22 protein-coding genes are annotated in these 21,485 nt (G+C 57.5%); 15 read left to right on the top strand and 7 right to left on the bottom strand.

The genetic code is table 11. The features are described 5' to 3' along the window. Window positions 1-33: 33 nt before the first annotated feature. The 3 genes from J7380_RS00325 to miaB form a co-directional block, all read right to left on the bottom strand. A complete protein-coding gene (locus tag J7380_RS00325) occupies window positions 34-1,053 on the bottom strand; it encodes a PhoH family protein (protein ID WP_170354849.1) in 1,020 nt (339 codons plus the stop codon). Window positions 1,054-1,212: 159 nt separating this feature from the next. Further along, window positions 1,213-1,974: an outer membrane beta-barrel protein gene (locus J7380_RS00320; RefSeq protein ID WP_209193980.1), complete on the bottom strand. Its 762-nt coding sequence runs from the start codon at window positions 1,972-1,974 to the stop codon at window positions 1,213-1,215. 182 nt (window positions 1,975-2,156) lie between these two features. Beyond that, window positions 2,157-3,476, bottom strand: coding sequence for a tRNA (N6-isopentenyl adenosine(37)-C2)-methylthiotransferase MiaB (miaB, locus tag J7380_RS00315; protein WP_209193979.1), 1,320 nt, complete (start codon window positions 3,474-3,476; stop codon window positions 2,157-2,159). 120 nt (window positions 3,477-3,596) lie between these two features. Between miaB and J7380_RS00310 the strand changes: the two genes are divergently transcribed. Continuing rightward, on the top strand, window positions 3,597-4,460 hold the full coding sequence (locus J7380_RS00310) for a hypothetical protein (protein WP_209194597.1): 864 nt from the start codon (window positions 3,597-3,599) through the stop codon (window positions 4,458-4,460). A 68-nt stretch (window positions 4,461-4,528) separates the two neighbouring features. On the opposite strand, the gene J7380_RS00305 is transcribed toward J7380_RS00310, so the two are convergent. Continuing rightward, window positions 4,529-5,326 carry a phytanoyl-CoA dioxygenase family protein gene (locus tag J7380_RS00305; protein WP_209193978.1) on the bottom strand — a complete coding sequence of 266 codons (798 nt, stop codon included), beginning with the start codon at window positions 5,324-5,326 and terminating at the stop codon, window positions 4,529-4,531. Window positions 5,327-5,412: 86 nt separating this feature from the next. Here J7380_RS00305 and J7380_RS00300 point away from each other — a divergent pair, with 86 nt between their 5' ends. Beyond that, a complete protein-coding gene (locus tag J7380_RS00300; protein ID WP_209193977.1) occupies window positions 5,413-6,303 on the top strand; it encodes a LysR family transcriptional regulator in 891 nt (296 codons plus the stop codon). A gap of 2 nt (window positions 6,304-6,305) precedes the next feature. On the opposite strand, the gene irrA is transcribed toward J7380_RS00300, so the two are convergent. Beyond that, the gene (irrA, locus tag J7380_RS00295; RefSeq protein WP_170354845.1) at window positions 6,306-6,722 is read right to left on the bottom strand and encodes an iron response transcriptional regulator IrrA; all 417 of its coding nucleotides are present in this window, start codon (window positions 6,720-6,722) and stop codon (window positions 6,306-6,308) included. Window positions 6,723-6,911: 189 nt separating this feature from the next. On the opposite strand from irrA, the gene fabA reads away from it, so the two are divergent. The 4 genes from fabA to J7380_RS00275 are packed head-to-tail and all read left to right on the top strand — an operon-like array spanning window position 6,912 to window position 9,730. Continuing rightward, complete coding sequence (fabA, locus tag J7380_RS00290) at window positions 6,912-7,421, top strand: bifunctional 3-hydroxydecanoyl-ACP dehydratase/trans-2-decenoyl-ACP isomerase (RefSeq protein WP_170326986.1); 510 nt, start codon at window positions 6,912-6,914, stop codon at window positions 7,419-7,421. Between the two features lie 31 nt (window positions 7,422-7,452). Next, window positions 7,453-8,682 (top strand): beta-ketoacyl-ACP synthase I, encoded by a 1,230-nt coding sequence (gene fabB, locus J7380_RS00285; RefSeq protein ID WP_170782929.1) that lies wholly within the window; start codon window positions 7,453-7,455, stop codon window positions 8,680-8,682. A 5-nt stretch (window positions 8,683-8,687) separates the two neighbouring features. Then, complete coding sequence (locus J7380_RS00280) at window positions 8,688-9,479, top strand: enoyl-ACP reductase (protein ID WP_209193976.1); 792 nt, start codon at window positions 8,688-8,690, stop codon at window positions 9,477-9,479. A 59-nt stretch (window positions 9,480-9,538) separates the two neighbouring features. Beyond that, the gene (locus J7380_RS00275; protein WP_209193975.1) at window positions 9,539-9,730 is read left to right on the top strand and encodes a hypothetical protein; all 192 of its coding nucleotides are present in this window, start codon (window positions 9,539-9,541) and stop codon (window positions 9,728-9,730) included. A gap of 19 nt (window positions 9,731-9,749) precedes the next feature. Here the strand turns inward: J7380_RS00275 and J7380_RS00270 are convergent, their stop codons facing one another. Further along, window positions 9,750-10,178 carry a peptidylprolyl isomerase gene (locus J7380_RS00270; protein ID WP_209193974.1) on the bottom strand — a complete coding sequence of 143 codons (429 nt, stop codon included), beginning with the start codon at window positions 10,176-10,178 and terminating at the stop codon, window positions 9,750-9,752. Window positions 10,179-10,304: 126 nt separating this feature from the next. On the opposite strand from J7380_RS00270, the gene J7380_RS00265 reads away from it, so the two are divergent. The 9 genes from J7380_RS00265 (at window position 10,305) to J7380_RS00225 (ending at window position 18,470) form a co-directional block, all read left to right on the top strand. Continuing rightward, window positions 10,305-10,991, top strand: coding sequence for a haloacid dehalogenase type II (locus J7380_RS00265; protein WP_209193973.1), 687 nt, complete (start codon window positions 10,305-10,307; stop codon window positions 10,989-10,991). Then, window positions 10,991-11,818 (top strand): alpha/beta hydrolase, encoded by an 828-nt coding sequence (locus tag J7380_RS00260; RefSeq protein ID WP_209193972.1) that lies wholly within the window; start codon window positions 10,991-10,993, stop codon window positions 11,816-11,818. The genes J7380_RS00265 and J7380_RS00260 overlap by 1 nt, the downstream gene beginning before the upstream one ends. Continuing rightward, window positions 11,815-12,789: a threonine/serine dehydratase gene (locus J7380_RS00255; protein WP_209193971.1), complete on the top strand. Its 975-nt coding sequence runs from the start codon at window positions 11,815-11,817 to the stop codon at window positions 12,787-12,789. The genes J7380_RS00260 and J7380_RS00255 overlap by 4 nt, the downstream gene beginning before the upstream one ends. Window positions 12,790-12,848: 59 nt before the next feature. Beyond that, window positions 12,849-13,637: a 3-oxoadipate enol-lactonase gene (gene pcaD / locus J7380_RS00250; RefSeq protein WP_209193970.1), complete on the top strand. Its 789-nt coding sequence runs from the start codon at window positions 12,849-12,851 to the stop codon at window positions 13,635-13,637. A gap of 12 nt (window positions 13,638-13,649) precedes the next feature. Beyond that, on the top strand, window positions 13,650-14,381 hold the full coding sequence (locus J7380_RS00245) for an alpha/beta fold hydrolase (protein WP_209193969.1): 732 nt from the start codon (window positions 13,650-13,652) through the stop codon (window positions 14,379-14,381). Between the two features lie 60 nt (window positions 14,382-14,441). Continuing rightward, entirely contained in the window at window positions 14,442-15,641 is a 1,200-nt protein-coding gene (locus tag J7380_RS00240) for a TCR/Tet family MFS transporter (protein ID WP_209193968.1), read from the top strand. An 81-nt stretch (window positions 15,642-15,722) separates the two neighbouring features. Next, a complete protein-coding gene (locus J7380_RS00235) occupies window positions 15,723-16,817 on the top strand; it encodes a Zn-dependent alcohol dehydrogenase (protein WP_209193967.1) in 1,095 nt (364 codons plus the stop codon). 23 nt (window positions 16,818-16,840) lie between these two features. After that, complete coding sequence (locus J7380_RS00230; RefSeq protein WP_209193966.1) at window positions 16,841-18,073, top strand: mandelate racemase/muconate lactonizing enzyme family protein; 1,233 nt, start codon at window positions 16,841-16,843, stop codon at window positions 18,071-18,073. Window positions 18,074-18,182: 109 nt separating this feature from the next. After that, on the top strand, window positions 18,183-18,470 hold the full coding sequence (locus J7380_RS00225) for a metalloregulator ArsR/SmtB family transcription factor (protein WP_170355056.1): 288 nt from the start codon (window positions 18,183-18,185) through the stop codon (window positions 18,468-18,470). On the opposite strand, the gene J7380_RS00220 is transcribed toward J7380_RS00225, so the two are convergent. Then, complete coding sequence (locus tag J7380_RS00220; protein ID WP_247742342.1) at window positions 18,467-21,424, bottom strand: cyclic nucleotide-binding domain-containing protein; 2,958 nt, start codon at window positions 21,422-21,424, stop codon at window positions 18,467-18,469. The genes J7380_RS00225 and J7380_RS00220 overlap by 4 nt on opposite strands. Window positions 21,425-21,485 lie beyond the last annotated feature (61 nt).

The following is a 21,485-nucleotide window of genomic DNA, read 5'->3' as shown; positions in this document are numbered from 1 at the left end:
TCCAAAGCCCCGGGCATCGTAGCCTGAAACCTCTCAGGTTTCACGGCCCGCGTCGGCTTCATACGCCTCGATGATCGCGGCGACAAGCGGATGGCGCACGACGTCTTTCGACGTGAAATAGTTGAAGCTGATATTCGGGATCGTCTTAAGCAACCGTTCCGCATCGGCCAGACCTGACTGAACCCCGCGCGGCAAATCCACCTGCGAGCGGTCACCGGTGATCACCATTCGGCTACCCTCGCCCAAACGCGTCAGGAACATCTTCATCTGCATAGTCGTGGCATTCTGCGCCTCATCCAAGACAACAAACGCATTTGCCAAAGTTCGCCCGCGCATAAAGGCCAGGGGTGCAATTTCGATTCGCTTTTCCTCGATCAGTTTGGCCAGCTGTTTGCCCGGAAGGAAATCATTCAGCGCATCGTAAAGCGGTTGCATATAAGGATCGACCTTGTCCTTCATGTCACCCGGCAGATAGCCCAATTTTTCACCGGCTTCGACCGCAGGGCGGCTTAGGATGATACGGTCCACATGTCCGCCGATAAACATCGACACACCAACAGCGACAGCCAGATAGGTTTTGCCCGTACCCGCTGGTCCGATGCCAAAGGCCAGTTCATTGTTGAACAGTGACTGGACATAGGCTTTTTGAGCATCTGTACGCGGTTCGACCAATTTCTTTCTGGTTTTGATCTCGACCGTTCCGCCCTTGAACATCTCGAGCTGATCACCTTCGCGACTTCCCGTTCCCTTCTCGGACCCGCCCATGCGTAATTCGCGGTCCACGTCGGCGGCTTCGACGTCCTTGCCGGTTTCCAGCCTTGTATAAAGCGCCTGCAACACTTCGATCGCTTGTTTCTGGGCGTCTTCGTCGCCCATGACCACAAGCTGGTTGCCACGGCGCACAATCTGCACCGAGAGTTTTTGTTCGATGTCGGTCAGATTACGGTCATATTCGCCGCACAAATCAATCAACAACCGGTTGTCGGGAAATTCAACAAACGCCTCACGCTGGGGCATTTCATCTTGCGGTGGGGTAAGGGCACCGATGGCCAATCCGTTCTCCTGTCTTGGCGTTTCTCCCCGAGCGTGACAACAATTGCCGGTGGGCGCAAGCCACAGATTCAAATTTTCGCAAACGAATGACAAAACCGCCGATTGCACTCGAATATCTCGAACCAACTTCAGGCCCAAAGGCCACCAGACTTAAGGAGGTCAGAAGGTGTAGTTCAAGCCAAATCGAAGACTGCGATACTCAGGCGTTGAACGAGTCGAAAACCCGCTGCCGAACTCGACATCCTTGCCCTCAAACTGAACATATTCGTATTCACCAGTGATCGACCAATCGTCGTTCAGGCTATGCTCAGCTCCGATACTGACAGAAAAACCATTCCTGCTGTCGGATTCCTGGAAGGACTGGGCTGTCGAACCAAACGCAAGGCTGTTCGTCGTTTCGACATCTCCGCGAACATAACCAGCAGACACAAAATACAAAATACTGCCGCTTTTGTTCGTCAGGCCACTGCGAAACCGTACCGAAAATACATCAGACACCTCGGAGCCGCCGGTAACAGACACGCCATTGACCGAGGTGGTGACTTCATCATCTATCGAGCCGAACTCGTACCCAATCTCTAGCCCATATACGTAGTCGCGCCCACTTCGCGCAGGCAGCACTCCACGCCAACCTGCGCGAACACCGCCGAATGACCCCTTCAGATCCAAGTCTCCAACGGGAAATGTGGCCCCGGGCGTTGCCAACCCAAACTCATCTGTTCCTCCGAGAGAATATCCACCGGTAACGCCCAGGTAAAATGCACTTATGTCGCCGTTAGAACGCTTGGGGTTGACTACTGGCGGATCGGTGAGACCAGGTTCTGGATTCCCGGCCAAAGCGCAGGACCCGAAGACAATGGAAGTAAGTAGCCCCAAGAACAGACGCAAACCAGAGCTTTTCAGAACCGTCAATTCAAACACTCGCACTCTCCGACATCTCGACACACTGATCCGCCTATGGGACTAGAACTCCTGACACGTATGGAACCCTAGACCCCTAAAAAATCTAGCATTTCTCCGAGCATAGATCGAAGTCATAAATCAAGTGTTAATTTTCGGTTCAGAATCAGGCGTTGGTGTTTTCACCACAGTTTCAGCCAGGTTCAGAGCAGCTCGCCCGCAAGCGAATTTGCCCCCGACGCGGTGATGCGCACGTCGCGCAACTCACCCACTTCGACATTGGCCCCCGAGACGTGAACCGAATGAAGATACTCGGATTTTCCGACCATTTGGCCAGGCAGGCGACCGGGCTTTTCGAACAGAACACGGACATTCCGGCCAACCATCCCATCCTGAATTTCGCGCTGATGGCGGGTGATCAAAGCTTGCAAACGTTGTAGGCGGTCATCCGCCGCCTCAGGATCAACCTGAGACCGCTCGGCCGCAGGCGTACCGGGTCGCGTCGAATACTTGAACGAATACGCGTACCCGTATCTGACCTGCTCCACCAGATCCAACGTGGCCTGAAAGTCCTCTTCTGTCTCCTCGGGGAAGCCCACGATGAAGTCGCCCGACATCATGATATCGGGCCGTGCTTCACGGATGCGTTCGATCAGGCGCAGATAGCTGTCAGCCGTGTGGCTGCGATTCATCCGTTTCAGAATCCGGTCCGAGCCCGACTGAACCGGCAGGTGCAAATAGGGCATCAGCTTGTCGCAGGTTCCGTGCGCTTCGATCAGGTCATCGGCCATGTCGTTGGGGTGCGACGTGGTGAATCGGATACGTTCCAGCCCGTCAACCTTGTTCAGCTCCCAGATCAGCCCGGCCAGCGTCATGTCACCGTTCGGGCCAGCCCCGTGATAGGCGTTGACGTTCTGACCCAGCAAAGTGATTTCGCGCACGCCGCGTTCCACCAGATCCTGCGCCTCGCGGATGATGCGATCCGCCGGGCGGCTGACTTCGGCCCCGCGGGTATAGGGCACAACGCAGAAGGCACAGAATTTGTCGCAACCTTCCTGAACGGTCAAAAACGCCGTCGGGCCACGCTTGGCTTTGGGTCGGTTCTTGAGCTTTTCGAACTTGTCTTCCTCGGGGAAATCGGTGTCCAGAGCCTTGGCTCCCTCGCGGGTCTTGGCTTCCATCTCGGGCAGACGGTGATAACTTTGCGGCCCCACCACCAGATCGACCAGAGGCTGACGGCGCATGATCTCTTCGCCCTCGGCCTGCGCGACACAGCCCGCCACCCCGATCTTCAGATCAGGTTTTTCCGCCTTCAGACCTTTGAAGCGACCCAACTCGGAATAGACCTTTTCAGCCGCCTTTTCCCGGATATGGCAGGTATTCAGCAGTATCATATCCGCGTCATCGGGGCTTTTTGTCTCTACATAGCCCTGACCGCCGAGCGTTTCGGCCATACGTTCGCTGTCATAGACGTTCATCTGGCAACCATAGGTCTTGATGTACAGCTTTTTGGGTTCCGACATGGGTAAGGCCTTTGCGTTCGCGGGATCGGCGTCGTCTATACCTTACGAACGCCGCTTGCAATGCCCGCGCGATTACCCGATTTTGGCCCGAAACACCAGCAAGACGAGCGCGAACAGGCCATGCAGTACGACTCTGTAAACTCTTTCCTGCAATCCGGCACGGATGCGCTGAAAAAGGGGCCGATTGCCCTGATCTTTGCCGAGGACGATGTCGAACTCGAAAGCACAATACGCCATCACCTGAAACTTGGGTTTACCAATCTGATCGCCTTTATGCCCGCAGAATTCACACTGCCGGAGGGATTGGTAAAACGTATCCACCGGGTTGCGTTGACCTGCGCGCCGCGGACCGCCGTTTTCGACACGATCAACAAGGTGATTGAAGCCGCTCCATCCAATTGGATGTATTACTGCTACAACGCCGAATACCTGTTCTTCCCCTTCTGCGAGACCCGCACCATTGGCGAGATGCTAGCCTTTCACACCGAAGAACGCCGCGATGCGATGTTGACCCATGTGGTCGATCTGTATGCCGATGACCTTACGGCTTTCCCCAACGGAGTGGCTCCGGATCAAGCTATGCTGGATCGCATCGGATACTATGCCCACACGCGCCACACTCCTGACGGTAAACCGCTAGAGCGCCAGTTGGACATGTCGGGTGGGTTGCGCTGGAGGTTCGAAGACCACATCCCCTATGAACGCCGCCGCATCGACAGGATTGGCCTGTTCAAGCCTCGCAAAAACCTGCGCCTTTTGCCCGATCACACCTTTAACGAACCAGAATATAACACGTATTCTTGCCCCTGGCACCATAACCTGACCGCAGCGATCTGCTCATTCCGCGCGGCTAAAGCACTGAAATCAAACGCCGGGTCGACCTTCGACATCCCAAGCTTCAAGTGGCGGAACTCGGTCGCGTTCGAATGGAACTCGACCCAATTGCTGGATTTGGGCCTTATCGAACCCGGTCAGTGGTTCTGATCCACCCTTCATCTGGCCAAAAATATCCCGGGGGAGGTGCGGCCCCGCCGCGCCGGGGGAAGAGCCCCCTATCGTGGCCACACCATCGGAAACCAATCCTCACGCAGGCGCTGCCCAGGCACCATGCCATGGCCCGGAAACGGCGGTGAGGTTCGACCGGGTCGCTCTACATAGCGCGCGTCATCGCCCACCAGACGCAGTGAAAACGCACGGCGGCGGCTGTCAGAGTGATTCCCGCGCGCGCCGTGCAGCGTGCGATAGTTGAACGCTACTGCGTCACCTGGCTGCATCTCGAACTCGACCACGCGCATCCCTTCAGAATCCGGGTCCGGGACAGGAATGTACTGGCCCTCATCGGGAAAGAACCCTTCTTCGGACACCCAGCGAGTCGGTAGAACCTCTTTCTCCCACTGGTGCGATCCGGCCACGCAGCGCAAGGTCGCTTTTGTCACCGGATCAAGCGGCGACCAGAAACTGATCGTCTGCTGACCTTCAACAAAATAATACGGCCCATCCTGATGCCACGGCGTTGCCATTGAGGTGCCCGGTTCCTTCACCAGAACGTGGTCGTGAAACATCTGAACAGTTTGTGACTGCATCAGATCGGCGGCAACCTCAGCCGCCGGAGAATTGTGGATCACATCTTGAAACTGTTCGACCCTCGTCCAATTGCAATAATCGTCAAAAAACAGTCCGGTCTCGCCCTGTTTCTTATTGTCCGAAGCGTATGGGCCAGGCTCAGCCATGTTCGCCGCAACCCCATCGCGCAAGGTTTCCACATAATCGGCAAACAGTCTCCGGATCAGAACAACACCGTCGCGCTGATAGGTGTCGATCATGTCTTGCGTCACAAGGGGATGGGTCATGTCAGTCTCCGTGCCGATTGCGTTGTGATCTGCGCATGGCACTGGTCTCTGTTCAAGTCATATCTTTTGAAGCTAAATATAAATCCATGTTATACCTTTCACTTAGACAATACGAATATGTCTGCGCCATTGGACGATACGGCGGCCTGTCCGCGGCGGCCCAACATCTGAATGTTTCGCAACCGGCTTTGTCCAACGCACTGACACGGGTAGAAGACCAACTGGGGCACCCGCTATTCACCCGAAAGCGCGGTGCTGCGATGACCCTGACCCCGCAAGGGCGCTCATTCATCGAACAGGCCGAGGCATTGCTGTCGCGCGCCGCGAAACTGGAAAACGCAACCTCCACGGGGCCTGCAGCGGCTCGTTTGCGATTGGGATGTTTCGACGATCTTGCCCCCTTCCTGCTCGCCCGCGCCTTGCGCCTGTTGCGAGAGGGCCTTCCGGATGTTCATGTGACTTACCGGGCAGACAATTTCCAAGGTTTAATCTCAGGCTTAGTCCAGGGTGAGATCGACTTTGCGATTACATATGGGCTGACGCTGGATGCCGGGTTCACGACCAAGTCGCTCTGTATCACCTGCCCGAACGCGGTTATGTCTCCGGATCATCCGCTTGCGGAGCACAGGCATCTCTCGTTGAAGGAAATCGCGGCGTATCCCTTGATCCTGTCGGACGAAGGACTTTCTGCCCAACATTTTCTGACTTTGTTTCGCAAAGCTGGGCAGACACCCAATGTCGCACACCGCGCCGCGTCACTTGAAACCCAACGCAGCCTGGCCGCAAACAATGAAGGAGTCGCTATGACCTATGCGAATATCCCCGCTGCAGTCAGCTACGATGGGATGCCACTGGTTAGTCGACCTGTCACCGATGATTTCGCAGCCGAGCCCGTCGTGCTCGCACGGCATGGGACGGGTCCAATGGACACCCTCTTGGACAGAGCGCAAGATATCCTGTCGGAATTAACGACGTAAGGTTACTTCTTTCGCAACCGGATCACGACATCGACCGAAGCGATCTCGACCCCTTCGGGTGCTTCGGGCAGGCGCTGGATCACAAGCTGTTCGGATGGTGCATCACTCAGGCGCCCTTCATCTTCCCAGAAAAAATGCGGGTGATCATGCGTGTTGGTGTCGAAATAGCTTTTCGACCCGTCGACGGTGATTTCCTGCAAAACACCCGCGTCGCAGAATGCCCTCAGAGTGTTGTATACAGTCGCTAAAGACACGGCATCGCCGTTCTTTTTAGCTGATTCAAACAGACTTTCCGCCGTCACATGACGGTGCTTTCCGTCCCCGACCAAAAGTTCGGCCAGGGCCACACGCTGACGCGTCGGGCGCAGTCCCGCGTGAACCAACCAGTTCGTGGCTATGCTCTGGCTTTCTGGTGTCATGAATCCGATACCGTTTTGTTGCTGAAGTATATATAGGTGCTGAAGTCAGGTAATTTCAAATGAAATTCATTCGCAAAGAACGGACAGAACACCGCATGATGTTGGCCACCGCTCTTGCAGGACCTTGCATACGGGTGCTAGACGAGGCCAGATTGAATGAACAGACCCCTGGCAGGAGAGGCGGCAAGAATGGCCCAATTCCCGAGCAGCTTTGACAAGGACGATCTGCTGAAATGCGCCCGTGGCGAATTATTCGGCCCCGGTAACGCGCAGTTGCCTGCCCCGCCGATGCTGATGATGGACCGGATCACCGATATCTCGGCCGATGGTGGCGCGCATGGCAAAGGTCATGTTTTAGCTGAATTCGACATTACTCCGGACCTGTGGTTCTTTGACTGCCACTTCCCCGGCAACCCGATCATGCCCGGCTGTTTGGGGCTGGATGGCCTGTGGCAGTTGACCGGCTTTAACCTGGGCTGGCGCGGCTGGCAGGGACGTGGCATGGCTGTTGGCGTGGGCGAGGTCAAGCTGACCGGCATGGTCCGCCCCGACCGCAAGATGCTGACTTACAAAATTGATTTCAAAAAAGCGATCCAGACGCGCCGCCTGACCATGGGTGTGGCGGATGGTATCGTCGAAGCGGACGGTGAAATGATTTACGACGTCAAGGACATGAAAGTCGTCCTGTCCGAAGCCTGAGCCTGATCGGCCCGAAATAAGGAGCACGCATATGCGTCGAGTAGTTGTCACCGGTTTGGGGATTGTCTCCTCCATCGGGAACAATGCCCAAGAGGTTCTGGCCTCACTCAAAGCTGGCAAGTCCGGCATTGAGGCCAATGAACAGATGGTCGAACACGGTTTTCGTAGCCAGATTGCCGGGTCGCTGAAGATCGACGTGACCGAGCATGTGGACAAGCGCACCCTGCGCTTCATGGGCCCCGGCGCGGCTTATGCCCATATCGCGATGAGCCAGGCGATCGCAGATTCCGGTCTGACCGAAGATCAGGTGGTGAACCCGCGCACAGGTCTGGTGGCAGGCTCGGGCGGCCCTTCGACCAGCGCCATGCTGACTGCGCATCAAACCGTGCTGAAGAACGGCGCAACCAAACGGATCGGGCCGTTTGCGGTGCCGAAATGCATGTGCTCGACCATCTCTGCGAACCTTGCGACGGCATTCAAGATCAAGGGCATCAATTATTCGATCACCTCGGCCTGCTCGACCTCGCTGCATTGCATCGGCAACGCGGCAGAACAGATCATGCTGGGCAAGCAGGACGTAATGTTTGCAGGCGGCGGCGAAGAGCTGGACTGGACGCTGTCCTGCCTGTTTGACGCGATGGGCGCGATGTCGTCGAAATACAACGACACGCCGGACAAAGCCTCGCGCGCCTTTGATCAGAATCGCGACGGGTTCGTGATCTCGGGCGGCGGCGGCATCGTCGTGCTGGAAGACCTTGATCACGCATTGGCGCGCGGTGCCAAGATCTATGCCGAAGTGACCGGCTACGCAGCCACCTCGGACGGACATGACATGGTGGCCCCCTCGGGTGAAGGCGGCGAACGCGCGATGCGTCTGGCCCTGTCCACCCTGCCCGAAGGCCGCAAGGTTGGATACATCAACGCCCACGGCACCTCGACCCCGGTCGGTGATGTGGGCGAGGTTGAAGCCGTGCGCCGCATCTTTGGCGAAGGCAACGTGCCGCCTATTTCGTCGACCAAGTCGATGACCGGCCACGCGCAAGGTGCCGCGGGCGCGTTGGAGGCGATCTTCTGCCTGCTGATGCTGGACAATGATTTCATTACACCGTCGATCAATGTCGAAACGCTCGCCGAAGGCATCCAGCCCGGTGAAATTGCAACGCAAGTCGTTGAAAATGCGGGACTCGACTCGGTGATGACCAACAGCTTCGGCTTTGGCGGCACCAACGGATCCATGGTTCTTTCAAAGTATAACGGGTGAATGTGATGTCGGATCTTCTCAAAGGCAAACGCGGCCTTATCATGGGCGTCGCCAATGACCGCTCGATCGCGTGGGGCATCGCCAAGGCCATGCACGAGGCCGGTGCCGAACTGGCATTCACCTATCAGGGCGAGGCTTTCGGTAAACGGCTGGAGCCGCTGGCCCAGAGCCTTGGCAGCGACTTCATGGTCGACGCCGATGTCACTGATGACGAGTCGCTGGATCGCGCGTTTGGCGAGTTGGGCGAACGCTGGCCTACGATTGATTTCGTGGTCCACGCGATCGCCTATTCGGACAAGTCAGAACTCACCGGCCGGTTCCTGAACACCACGCGGGCGAATTTCAAACATTCGATGGATGTATCGGCCTACTCCTTTATCGAGGTCGCCCGCCGCGCCTATCCCATGATGAAGGACAATGGTGGCACTTTGCTGACGCTGACCTATCAGGGCTCGAACCGCGTGGTTCCGAACTACAACGTGATGGGTGTGGCCAAGGCGGCGCTGGAATCGGCTACACGCTATCTGGCCAATGATCTAGGCCCCGAAGGCATTCGCGTGAACGCCATCTCGCCCGGTCCGATGAAAACACTGGCCGGTGCGGCCATCGGTGGCGCACGCAAGACCTACAAGTTCTGCGACCAGAATGCGCCCATGCGCTCGAACGCGACGCTGGAGGCCGTGGGCGGCACTGCTGTGTACTTGGCATCAGAAGCCGGAGCCTGCACCTCGGGCGAGATTATCAAGGTAGATGGCGGGTTCCACGTACTGGGCATGCCGCAGCCAGACTTTATGTGACCCGAGTTTTCCCTGCCGGTGCCAAGATTTGACCATCTTTCACCGGCAAAACAGGCGGCATGAGCAAAGCTGATCATATTGTTGCAAGCAACGCGCGCTCCTCTAAGTCCCGTCGTAAATCGGGTTTTCTGGGGGTACGCGGGCGGATTGCATTGCTGGGCCTAACAACATTGTTAATGTTGTTTGTGTTTTTCACGCAGCCGCAGGTTCGTGCAGAGTTCGAATCCTGGACCAGCCTGATTACAGGCTGATCCTCCCTTCTACGATAGGTCAGTTGACCGAAATGACCTCGATCTCGAAAATCAGGTCCTGACCAGCCAATGGATGATTTGCATCCAACGTTACGGTCGCGTCGTCAGCCTCGACCACGGTGACCGGAAGCACCTGGCCTTCAGGCGTCTGCATCTGCAGTTGTGATCCTGGTGTCAGGGGAATGTCATCCGGGATACCTTCGCGGGGGATGCTTTGCCGCATTTCTGGATTGATCGGCCCATAGGCATCAACGCAGGCGATCTCGACTCGCTTCTTTTCGCCAACCGTCAGACCCGGCATCGCACTGTCGAGACCCGGGATGATCTGGCCTGATCCCACCACGAACTCCAACGGGTCGCGCCCGTCCGAACTGTCAAAGACGTTTCCGTCCAACAGCGTACCGGTGTAGTGAATGCGAACAGTGTCGCCCTGTTTGATTGCGGTCATTCTGGCCTCCGGCCGTTAAAGAGTTGAACGGCCAACCCTAGGGGCTGACACGTCATTGTAAACCCTTCCCCCTTTCAAGCGACCACCTGTTGTGCAAACCTGCGCCGGATGGATGGAGGGGACACGATGCCGATCACAACATGCGTTTTCGACGCCTATGGAACGCTTTTTGATGTCGCGGCTGCGGCACGACAGGCCGCGGCAGAACCGGGCTTTGAGTCATTGCAGGAAAAGTGGCCCGACCTGGCGAATTACTGGCGGTTGAAACAGTTGCAATACACATGGCTGCGCGCCGTTGCCGACGCACATGCTGATTTCTGGGACGTGACCCAAGATGGGTTGGACTGGGCGCTGGAGGCCACTGGACTGGACGGCGACGCGACCTTGCGACAACGCTTGCTGGACCTGTATTGGGAATTGCAGGCTTACCCCGAGGTTCCCGACATGCTAGCCGCTCTGAAAGCTGGCGGCCTTCAGACTGCAATACTCTCGAATGGCTCCCCTCCGATGCTGGACGGAGCGGTCCAATCGGCCGGCATCGGCGATGTACTGGACGATGTTCTGTCGGTCGAAAGTGTCGGCGTCTTCAAACCGCATTCCAAAGTCTATGATCTGGTTCAACAACGTTTTGGATGCGCGCGGGACGAGGTCCTGTTTGTCAGTTCAAACGGGTGGGACGCCGCGGGGGCCAGCGGGTACGGCTTCGTGACCACTTGGGTCAACCGGGCACAGGAGCCGATGGATCGCTTGCCATGGAAACCTGCGCATATACTGTCCGACCTGACGACCATTCCCCAAATCGCAGGACTGTAATGCCCTTTTTCACGACCTCTGACGGCAAGAAACTTTACTTTGAAGACACCGGGTCCGGCGCGCCTGTTTTCTGTCTAGCAGGGCTGACCCGTAACACACAGGATTTTTCGTTTCTGGCACCACATATGACCGATCATCGAATGATCGCAATGGATTACCGGGGGCGTGGACAATCGGATTATGACCCTGACCATGGCAACTACAACGTCTTGCGCGAAGCGCATGACGCCATTGAATTGCTGGATTACCTTGGCCTTGAGCGGGTATCAGTGATCGGAACGTCACGCGGGGGTCTGATCGCCATGGCACTGGCTGCCAGCCACCCGGAGCGTCTGGCCGCAGTTGTGCTTAACGATATTGGCCCTGTCATCGATACGTCGGGTATCGCCAAGATCATGGACTATGTCGGCAAACAACCCGTATCAAAGACCTATGACGATGCGGCGCGTGCCCTGCAGCACATGATGGAGGCGCATTTCCCCGGTGTTCCCCTGCAAAGGTGGCGACAAATGGCTGAGTTCCAGAACGAGGAAACCCCACAAGGTTTGAAACTGCGCTATGACCCAAGCCTGCGCACCGCTCTTCTGGATCAGGCAGCGGCAGGCGCGATACCGGACATGTGGCTGTTCTTTGAAGCTCTGCGAAACATCCCGACCGGTGTTATTCGCGGCGAAAACTCGGACGTGCTAAGCGAGCAGACCCTGGCCGAGATGCATGATCGACATCCGGGGCTGGTCTCTGTCTCGGTTCCAGACCGGGGCCATGCGCCTTTTCTGGATGAACCTGAATCGCTGGAACTGATCCGAAAAACACTGGACGCCCTATGAGCACATTGCAAATGATCGAAGCCGCCGCTGAACGGCTGAAAGGACATGTGCGGGAAACGCCGCTGCTATCCTCTCCGTTCATTGATGAACTTGCTGGCCGTCGGGTTCTGGTTAAACCCGAATGCCTGCAGCACACGGGCAGTTTCAAGTTTCGAGGGGCTTGGTCGGCCATCTCCGCATTGGGCGAAGCCGAGCGCCAGAGCGGCGTGATCGCCTATTCGTCGGGCAACCACGCACAGGGGGTAGCGTATGCCGCCGCACAACACGGCATATCCTCCGTCATCATCATGCCCTCGGACGCGCCACAGTTAAAAATCAACAACACCCGCGCTTTGGGTGGAGAAGTGGTGTTGTACGATCGCGCCAATGAAAGCCGTGAAGAGATCGGCGAAGCCCTTGCAGCCGAGCGTGGCTTGACGCTGATCCGACCCTATGACGAACCACAGGTTATAGCGGGTCAGGGCACGACGGGATTGGAGATCGCCCGGCAAGCCACTGCCCTCGGCGTCACCCAAGCCGACGTTCTTGTCTGCTGCGGCGGAGGCGGGCTGACGTCTGGAATCGCGCTGGCATTGGAGGGTCACGCTCCGGGGCTTCGCCCGCGCCCGTGTGAGCCCGAAGGATTTGACGATGTGAAACGCTCATTGGCGACCGGGCATATTCAGGCGAACAGGGCGACATCCGGCAATCTTTGCGATGCGATCCTGACACCGCAGCCCGGCGACCTCACCTTTCCCATCCTGAACCGTTTGTGCGGTCCGGGCCTTTCGGTCACGGAAGAGGAAGCCCTTCGCGCCATGGCCCAAGCGTTTTTGCGATTGAAAATAGTGTTGGAGCCCGGCGGCGCTGTGTCGTTGGCGGCCGCTTTGTACCGTGGCGCCGAAATTGAAGGCGACACTGTTATCGTATTGGCATCTGGCGGCAACGCTGGCCCGGAAGTCTTTGGAAAAGCGCTGGAATTCCTGACCTGACAACACAGGACCGATAAGGCAGGGTGCTGGCTTAACGTATGACGAACGGGGATTGTGTCATGCAAATTGCAGATTTCGGGGACGTAAAGCTCCACTACCGTGAGGATGGCGATCCTAGCGGGGCACCGGTCGTGTTCGCCAATTCGCTGGGTACGGATATGCGGCTTTGGGACGCCGTATTGCCTCATCTGCCGGCCGGGCTTCGCCTGATCCGGTATGACAAACGGGGGCACGGGCTGTCTTCTGCACCACCCGCTCCGTATTCTATGGGGGCGCTGGTTCGGGATGCAGAATCCCTGCTGGATCACCTCGAAATCCGGGACTGTGTGTTCGTGGGCCTTTCGATTGGCGGGCTGATCGCACAAGGGTTGGCCGTCAAACGGTTGGACTTGATCCGCGGGTTGGTCTTGTCGAATACCGCGGCCAAAATCGGCACACCAGCGATGTGGCACCAGCGTATGGACGCCATTCGTGAAGGTGGGATCGAAGCGCTGGCGGACGCCACAATGGAACGCTGGTTCTCAAAAGCCTTTCGGGCGACGCCAGATCACCTGTTATGGCGCAACATGATGGCGCGACAACCCGAGGACGGATACTTGGGATGTTGCGCGGCGATTTCAGGCACGGATTTCTATACGCCAACCAGCGGCTTAAGATTGCCGACGCTGGGCATTGCCGGCAGCGAGGATGGCTCAACTCCGCCTGATCTGGTACGAGAAACCATTGATCTTGTCCCCGGCTCTCGTTTTGAACTGATGCGCCGAGCCGGGCATCTGCCCTGTGTCGAGCAACCCCAGGAATACGCAGCGATTCTAAGTCGTTTCCTGGCGGATATCGGGCATATCTGAAGGAGAACAGCATTGGCAGATTTCCTTTTGGTCCATGGCTCATGCCACGGTGCGTGGTGCTGGCGCGATCTGATCCCCGAACTTGCCGCCTTGGGGCATACGGCACGCGCAATCGACATGCCTAGCCACGGTGCTGATCCGACACCGGTTTCCGAGGTGACATTGCAGGGATGCCGCGACGCGGTACTCAAGGCGTGTTCGCCGCAGTCGATTGTCGTCGGGCATTCATGGGGCGGCTACCCGATCAGCGCCGCGGCCGAGGCCCAACCGAAAGGGATGCGCGCCCTAGTGTATTTGTGCGCTTACCTTCCAAAGGACGGGATGTCGATGATCGAGATGCGCCGGCAGTCCCCTCGTCAGACCATCGGAGATGCAGTGGACAAATCGGCAGATGGTCTATCCTACACGGTCAAGCCCGAGCGGGTTCAGGATCTATTTTATCACGACTGCCCGGCTGAAACCGTACCCTTTGCGCTTTCACGGCTATGTCCTCAGGCCATTGCGCCGCAAGATACGCCCCTGCCGCTCAGCGATGCATTCGCGCGCGTATCCAAGGCTTATATCCAAGCCACCGACGACCGCACGATCCCGCCCGAGTATCAAAAGCAGATGAGTTTCGGCGTTCCCGAAGCCATGCGGCATAGCATCGACAGCTCTCACTCTCCGTTCTTTTCCCATCCGGGTCAGCTGGCCGGAATATTGGACAGTATCGCAAGTGACTTGCCCCACGAGGGCGGGGCGTAAGCCACTTTTCAGCGATGAACTCTGTGGCTAGAGTGCCGAAGTATTCACTCAGCGGTTTCCATGCGTCCTCCCTTTCTCTTTGTCCTGCTCACAGTCATGATCGACGCAATGGGCATTGGGCTGGTTCTGCCGATCATGCCCGAACTCATCGTCGAAGTTCGGGGCGGTACGCTGGCCAGTGCAGCAGTTTGGGGAGGTGTTCTCAGCACTGCATTTGCGGCAATGCAATTCGTCTTCGGCCCCATCCTCGGCAATCTTTCAGACGCCTATGGGCGCAGGGCAGTTCTGCTGGTGTCGCTGTTCGTTATGTCGTTGGACTATGTGGTGATGGCATTGGCGGGCAGTATTTGGCTGTTATTAGTTGGACGGATTGTCGGTGGAGTCACAGCGGCCACCCACGCCACTGCAGCAGCCTTTATGGCAGATGTTTCCAAACCCGCAGAAAAGGCGGCCAATTTCGGTCTGCTCGGCGCAGCTTTCGGCGTCGGGTTCGTTTTGGGCCCCGTGATCGGCGGCCTGCTGAGCGAATACGGGACCCGTGCCCCCTTCTGGGCGGCCGCTGCATTATCATTGGTGACCTTTGCAATTGGTCTTTTCGTAATGCCCGAAACCGTGACCGACAAAACGCGCAGAGCTTTCAATCTGCGCCGCGCAAACCCGATTAACTCCCTCCGCGCCATTGCGGGATTGCCCGGCATTCGCCCGATGCTGTGGGTCTATTTCCTCTATTCGATCTCAATTTACGTATACCCTGCCATCTGGGCTTATTTCACCACTGAACGGTTTGGGTGGTCCCCCCAGATGATCGGCTTGTCCCTTGGTGTTTATGGAATTGGCATGGCTGCCGTTCAAGGCGGGTTGATCCGGCCAGCTACCCGGTATCTGGGCGAAAGAGGAACGATCATCTACGGCATGGTCATCGAGATTATCAGCTTCGCTATTCTGGCGTTTCTGACAAGTGGTCTGATCGCATTGCTGATGATCCCTCTCACCGCGTTGGGTGCGGTTGTGACCCCCGCCTTGCAAGCGATGATGTCCAAGGCTACGCCAGACAGCCAGCAAGGCGAGTTGCAAGGCGTCCTTACCTCACTGCATGCCCTATCGATGGTGATTTCCCCCTTGCTGATGACCAGCGTCTTTGCGCAGTTTGCCAGACCAGATACGGGACTTTATCTGCCGGGTGCCCCTTTCCTGCTTGCTATGGTCTTGATGGTCATCGGCTTTGCAGCTTTTCTGAAAACAAAACCCAAAAAAGAGTAACAGCGACACCGCTGTGACGGATTCCACCTTGCAGCCTGCAATCCGGCGCGCCACCGTGGCCCAAAGGAAATGAGGGAAGAGATGCAAACAATCAAAGCCGCCGTCTGCCGGGCCTTCGGTGACCCCTTGGTCATCGAGGACGTCCAAATCGCGCCACCTCAATCGGGCGAGGTCGAAGTCACTCTGGACGCGGTCGCGATCTGCCACTCGGATATATCCTACGCAAGCGGTGCCTGGGGTGGGTTCCTGCCTGCCGTTTACGGGCACGAGGCCGCGGGCTTCATTACTGCGGTTGGTCCGGCAGCTGGGGACTTTGCCATCGGCGATCCGGTTGTCGTCACCCTCATCCGCGCCTGCGGATCCTGCCCGTCTTGTGCAGGCGGCAACCCAACGATTTGCGAAACGCCATATGACACCGTTAAAGGGCCGCTGCGCACGGCCGATGGTGGACCGCTGGAACAGGCCATGGCCTGCGGTGCCTTTGCCGAAAAGGTTGTGGTCAGCCACCGTCAGATCGTGAAAATCCCGTCAGATATGCCCAAGGATGTAGCCAGCCTATTGTCCTGCGGTGTGATCACCGGCGTGGGTGCCGCGGTGAACGCCGCCGGTCTGCGCGCAGGGCAGGACGTGGTCGTGATCGGCGCCGGCGGCGTGGGACTAAACGCCATTCAAGGCGCGCGTATCGCCGGAGCGCGGCGCATTGTGGCCGTCGATATGACCGAAGATAAGTTGGACATCGCTGCAGAGTTCGGTGCGACGCATGGTGTCTTGGCGACGTCGAAGTCACCATGGAAGGACGCCTACAAAGCCTTGGGCGGGCGTGGGGCCGACGCCGTGCTGATCACGGTAGGTGCCATCCCGGCCTATGATCAGGCACCCCGCTATCTTGGGCCCGGTGGGAAGGCTGTCATGATCGGGATGCCTCATTCAGGTGATCAGTCAAGCTATGAACCCGTTATCCTTGCAGCGCTAGGGCAAGGCCTGATCGGATCGAAAATGGGCGATGTGGTCATACAGCGCGATATTCCCTGGATGATTGACTTGTATGAACAGGGGCGGCTGAAGCTGGACGAGCTGATCTCGGGCCGGTGGTCGTTGTCGCAGATCAACGAGGCGATCGAAGACACCAAAACCGGCTCGGCCAAGCGAAACGTGATCATGTTCGACAAAGCCTGAGGCAAACGACCGGAGGAGACGCCATGAAGCTGCAGGACCTCGACATCATTGTGACCGTTCCGCCGGCACCCGGTTGGGGCGGGCGTTATTGGATATTGGTCAAAGTCACGACCGACACAGGCATAACCGGTTGGGGCGAATGCTATGCTTCATCTGTAGGCCCTGATGCTATGCGCCATGTCATTCGGGACGTCTTTGAGCGTCACGTGCAGGGCGAAAACCCCGAAAACATCGAGCTGATGTTCCGCCGTGCCTATTCCAGCGGCTTTACACAACGACCCGATCTGACAGTCATGGGCGCGTTTTCGGGGCTTGAGATCGCGTGCTGGGACATTCTGGGCAAAGATCGCGACCGTCCCGTCTACGCTCTGCTGGGCGGGCTGGTGAATGATCGGATCCGCGCCTATACCTATCTGTACCCCTTACCCCAGCATAATCTTGACGACTTTTGGACTGCACCTGATCAGGCAGCTGAATGCGCTGCTGAAATGGTTCGACGCGGCTTTACAGCGGTCAAGTTCGACCCTGCCGGGCCTTACACGATACGCGGCGGGCATATGCCTGCAATGTCCGATATCTCGATGTCTGTCGCCTTCTGCAAGGCCATCCGTGAGGCCGTGGGCGACAAGGCCGACCTGCTGTTCGGCACCCATGGCCAATTCAATACCGCCGGTGCGATCCGCCTGGGTCAGGCGCTAGAGCCATATTCGCCACTTTGGTTCGAAGAACCCACACCCCCCGACATGATCGAGGACATGGCCCGCGTTGCCCGCAATGTCCGAATTCCTGTGGCAACAGGCGAACGAATGACCACGAAGGCCGAGTTCGGAGCCGTCCTGCGCGCAGGCGCAGCCGAGATTCTTCAACCTGCACTGGGCCGCGCCGGCGGCATCTGGGAAATGAAGAAAGTCGCTGCCATGGCCGAGGTCTTTAACGTACAAATGGCTCCGCACTTATACGCAGGGCCGGTGGAATGGGCCGCGAATATTCATCTGGCGGCTTCGATCCCAAATCTGCTTTTGCTGGAAACGATCGAGACCCCATTTCACGACGCCCTGATCAAAAGCACGTTGCGCGTTGAAAACGGCTTTGTAACGGCACCTACGGCCGCAGGGCTGGGCATCGATGTCGACGAGGACCTGGCGCGGGCGCATCCTTTCACGGGTGACGGATTACACCTTCAGATGCAGGAAGAGCCCTGCAATTACGTCGACGGCAATGCGTTTCAGGGCGGTGCCCCTGCAACCGAGGGGTGACAAACTGCTGCGGTTTGGGGCATATTACCTTGACCCCCTATCGCAAGCAGGCCCCCACGTGACACTTAAGGAAAAAGACGCTCAGGATCAGGACAGCGCCCTTTCAGATATGCAAGAGAGCGCCGCGCATGCCGCTGCGTTCTTGAAAATTCTGGCCCATGAAGGCCGCCTGATGATCCTTTGCCATTTGGGCGAAGGTGAGAAATCAGTAGGTGAGCTTGAGAACCTGCTGAATATCCGACAAGCCGCCGTCAGCCAGATGCTGGCGCGATTGCGCGGCGAGGGGCTGGTGTCGACCCGACGCGAGGGGAAAACGATCTACTATTCGTTGCAGGACGGAAACACAGCCCAAATGATTGGTTTGCTTTACGACCTGTTCTGTAAACCGCAAGACTAGTTTGACACATACCCTGCAATCACCTGCATCAGCTTAAAGGCCGTGGCGGCGTCGTTTTCGACAACGGCCAAGAACTCTTCTTCCCCGATCCGCAGGCAGGACAGGTTCGTCTCGGCAAGCATGCTCAGTGCGCGCGGCTCTTTGCGGATCAGGCCCAGCTCTCCGACCAGCGCTCCTGCACCAACTTTTGTGATCAACTGATCCGGTCCGTCAGGTTGTGGCAGATACAGACCCGCTTCGCCTTCCAACACCACATAGGCCCCATCTGTGGGTTGGTCGTCCTTGAGGAACACAACCTCGCCGGGCTTGGCATCAAACCAGCGGGCACCAAAGGCCAAAAGGCGCAGCTGACGACGGTCAAGACCCGAAAACAGCGGCGTCTGCTCAAGCGCGCGCAGCTTGCGCGCCAAGTCGGCCGAGGCTGCACTGTCTTCTTCCACGTCCGCAGGTCCTTCATCTGAAACCACCCGACCCTGCCGGATTTCGACATACATGTCGAATACGTCCGGATTGTCATACTGATCGTTCAGATAAATGACGGTCGTCTCAGGCAGCAAAGATCGGATATTCTTATAGACCGCCACCTGCGTGGCCATGTCATAGCTGGCCAGCGCATTGTCCAAAATCAGGATATCCGGTTTCTTAATCGTCGCGCGCGTGAACGAGAGCGGCTCGGCAAAAACCGCCGGCAGATTCTGACCACCCAGCGCCACCGGAACGTCATAGATCAATTCGACCACCTGTGGCCGTGCCCCGTTGCGGTCAAGAACATCCACGATCAGTTTGCGCACCTCGTCCGAGCGCGCACCCCCAATCTGGCTGACCTTGCCGAACAACGCATTTTCCATCACCGTCAGGCCGGGCGCAAATTCTTCGGCATTCAATGGCACAAACACATCGTGCAAAGTCTCAAGCAGTTTATGCGAATGACTGTGGCGCAGTTCAAGAATGCGGTTCTTCAGTTCATCTGAAAATGCCGGACCGATTTGCTCGGCCGAAATCACAACGGGAACGGCAAGCAGGTTAGCAAGCTGTTCGTCATTCAGACCCGAGACCCCTTCATCCCGCGTCTGCTCCAGCAATTCTATCGCGCTTTCATAAGTCTGTGCTTCAAGGCCCAGCTTTCGAAACAGCGGATGGTCTGTGCCGTCCAGACCAAAGATCTGCCGCAGCATATCCACCACATCGCGCGTCAGGTTGACCAGTGTCTCGTCCAGGCCCAGTTCTCGCAGTTCTCCCAAAAAGACAGGTTGGCGGGCCAGCAAGTCCTGCGTCACAGGCACACGCGGGGTCGCGAACAGCAGGTTTTCGGCAACGGGTAAGGCAGGATTGTAGCAGCACCAGTCAAAGATCAGGGCCTGCTGTTCAAGCCCGGCATCTCGCACCGCCTGCTGTACAAGGGGTCGCAATTCGATAAGCTTCCGGGCCAGATCCTGATGTTCGCCCGGTTCAAAGACCTGTTCTGCCCCACGCTGGAAAAGCGCTGCGCCCGAGCCCATGCCGTCGATCAGATGCAGCCACCAGTCGCGCAGAGATTCGGCGCTTTCAACACCAGCCCGCGAAGGGTCAAGCCATTCGGCGCTGTAGGGATCGTCACTATTCCCTGCCCGCCGGGTCTCTGCAAAGTCATGATCTTCAACTCCGCCCGTCACTGGCTTGAACCGCATCGGCATCATCACGTTGTCGCCCAACGAGCCTTGAAACATCACCGGACGCGAAGACGCGTATCCAACTCGTGCAGCAACGACGCCTTGGTGCAGGTCGGCCATGTTTTCCGCCCCGATTTCAACCCGCCCGGACGAAGGTATGATCTCGCGCGTCAGCAATTCTGCCAGGGCGCGCCGATCTTCTTCGCTGGGGGCCGCGACGCCGATGGTTTTTCCACCGGGAAAGGTCAGGTTCAGGTCATCAAGAACCTGATTGCCGTCCATATCCCGGACCGAGACGTGATCCAGTGCTATATCGCCGTTCAGGCGCGGCGTGCTGTCTGGTTCGCCTTCGAACAGTTTTTCGTCAACCATCCCCGCGGGCGCAAACCGTTCAACCACTACGTCCCAGCGCAATGACATGTCCTGAGTCTGATTGTAGTAGGTCAGCAGCTCTTTCCACGGAGAGCTCAGGTCCTTGTAGGCCGCCAGCGCCGCAACAAGCGCACCCAGCGAAACCGAGCCCTGTAGCACCAGCAAACCGCCAACCAGATAAAACAGGAACGGCGTCAGTTGCGAAATGAAGTTGTTGATGAACTTCATAAAAAACTTTTTCTGGTAAATCTCGAAACGGATGCTGAACAGCCGCCCCAGCTGGTCCGAGATCATCGCACGACGGTACCGCCACCCCCCATTCGTGCGCAGCGTCGACGCGCCCGCCGCGTTTTCCCCAATCTGAGCGGCCAGGATACGGACCTCTTGGATCCGGCTTTTATTCAGCAGGTTGATCTGACGTTGCAACTTGGGGATCAACCAGGCCTGCACCGGGATCAAGGCAACCGCGGCAAGGCCGAACCAGACACTTTGCAGAAACAGGAAAGACAGGATGGTGATCATCTGCCCGGCCTGCAGCACAGGTTGGCTGATCGCGTCCCCCATCAGCCCGCCCATCGGCTCGCTTTCGGCGGTGATCATCGAGACCATCTCACCCTGGCTGACGCGCTCGAAATAAGGTTGGGGAAAGCGCAGCGCGCGGCTGATCAGTTGATACCGGAAACGACGCAGCATCCGCTCGCTCAGAACGCCCTTCATCGTGTTGATCCGCATTTTCATCAGGCCGTGGGCCAGAACCGCAGCCAGAAACGCGAAACACAGGATGATCAGGAAGGTGGTCTGCGGCAGCTGATAGCCCATCACGTTCACCACCGAGCTTCCGGCCCCGATCGCATCGTTGATGATCCGTTTTGGTAATTCCAGCGTCAGGTACAGCAGCGGAAACAGCGTCGCAGTCACGGCCAGCAAGATCAACTGATCGCGTTTGGAGTATTTCCAAATAAAGCGGAAAATCGTGCGTTCTATGGAACCTGCC

Source organism: Ruegeria sp. R8_1 (assembly GCF_017743815.1).
Classification (GTDB): domain Bacteria; phylum Pseudomonadota; class Alphaproteobacteria; order Rhodobacterales; family Rhodobacteraceae; genus Ruegeria; species Ruegeria lacuscaerulensis_A.
Note: the sequence above shows the minus strand (reverse complement) of the source record. Positions and strands in the feature narration are given on the sequence as shown.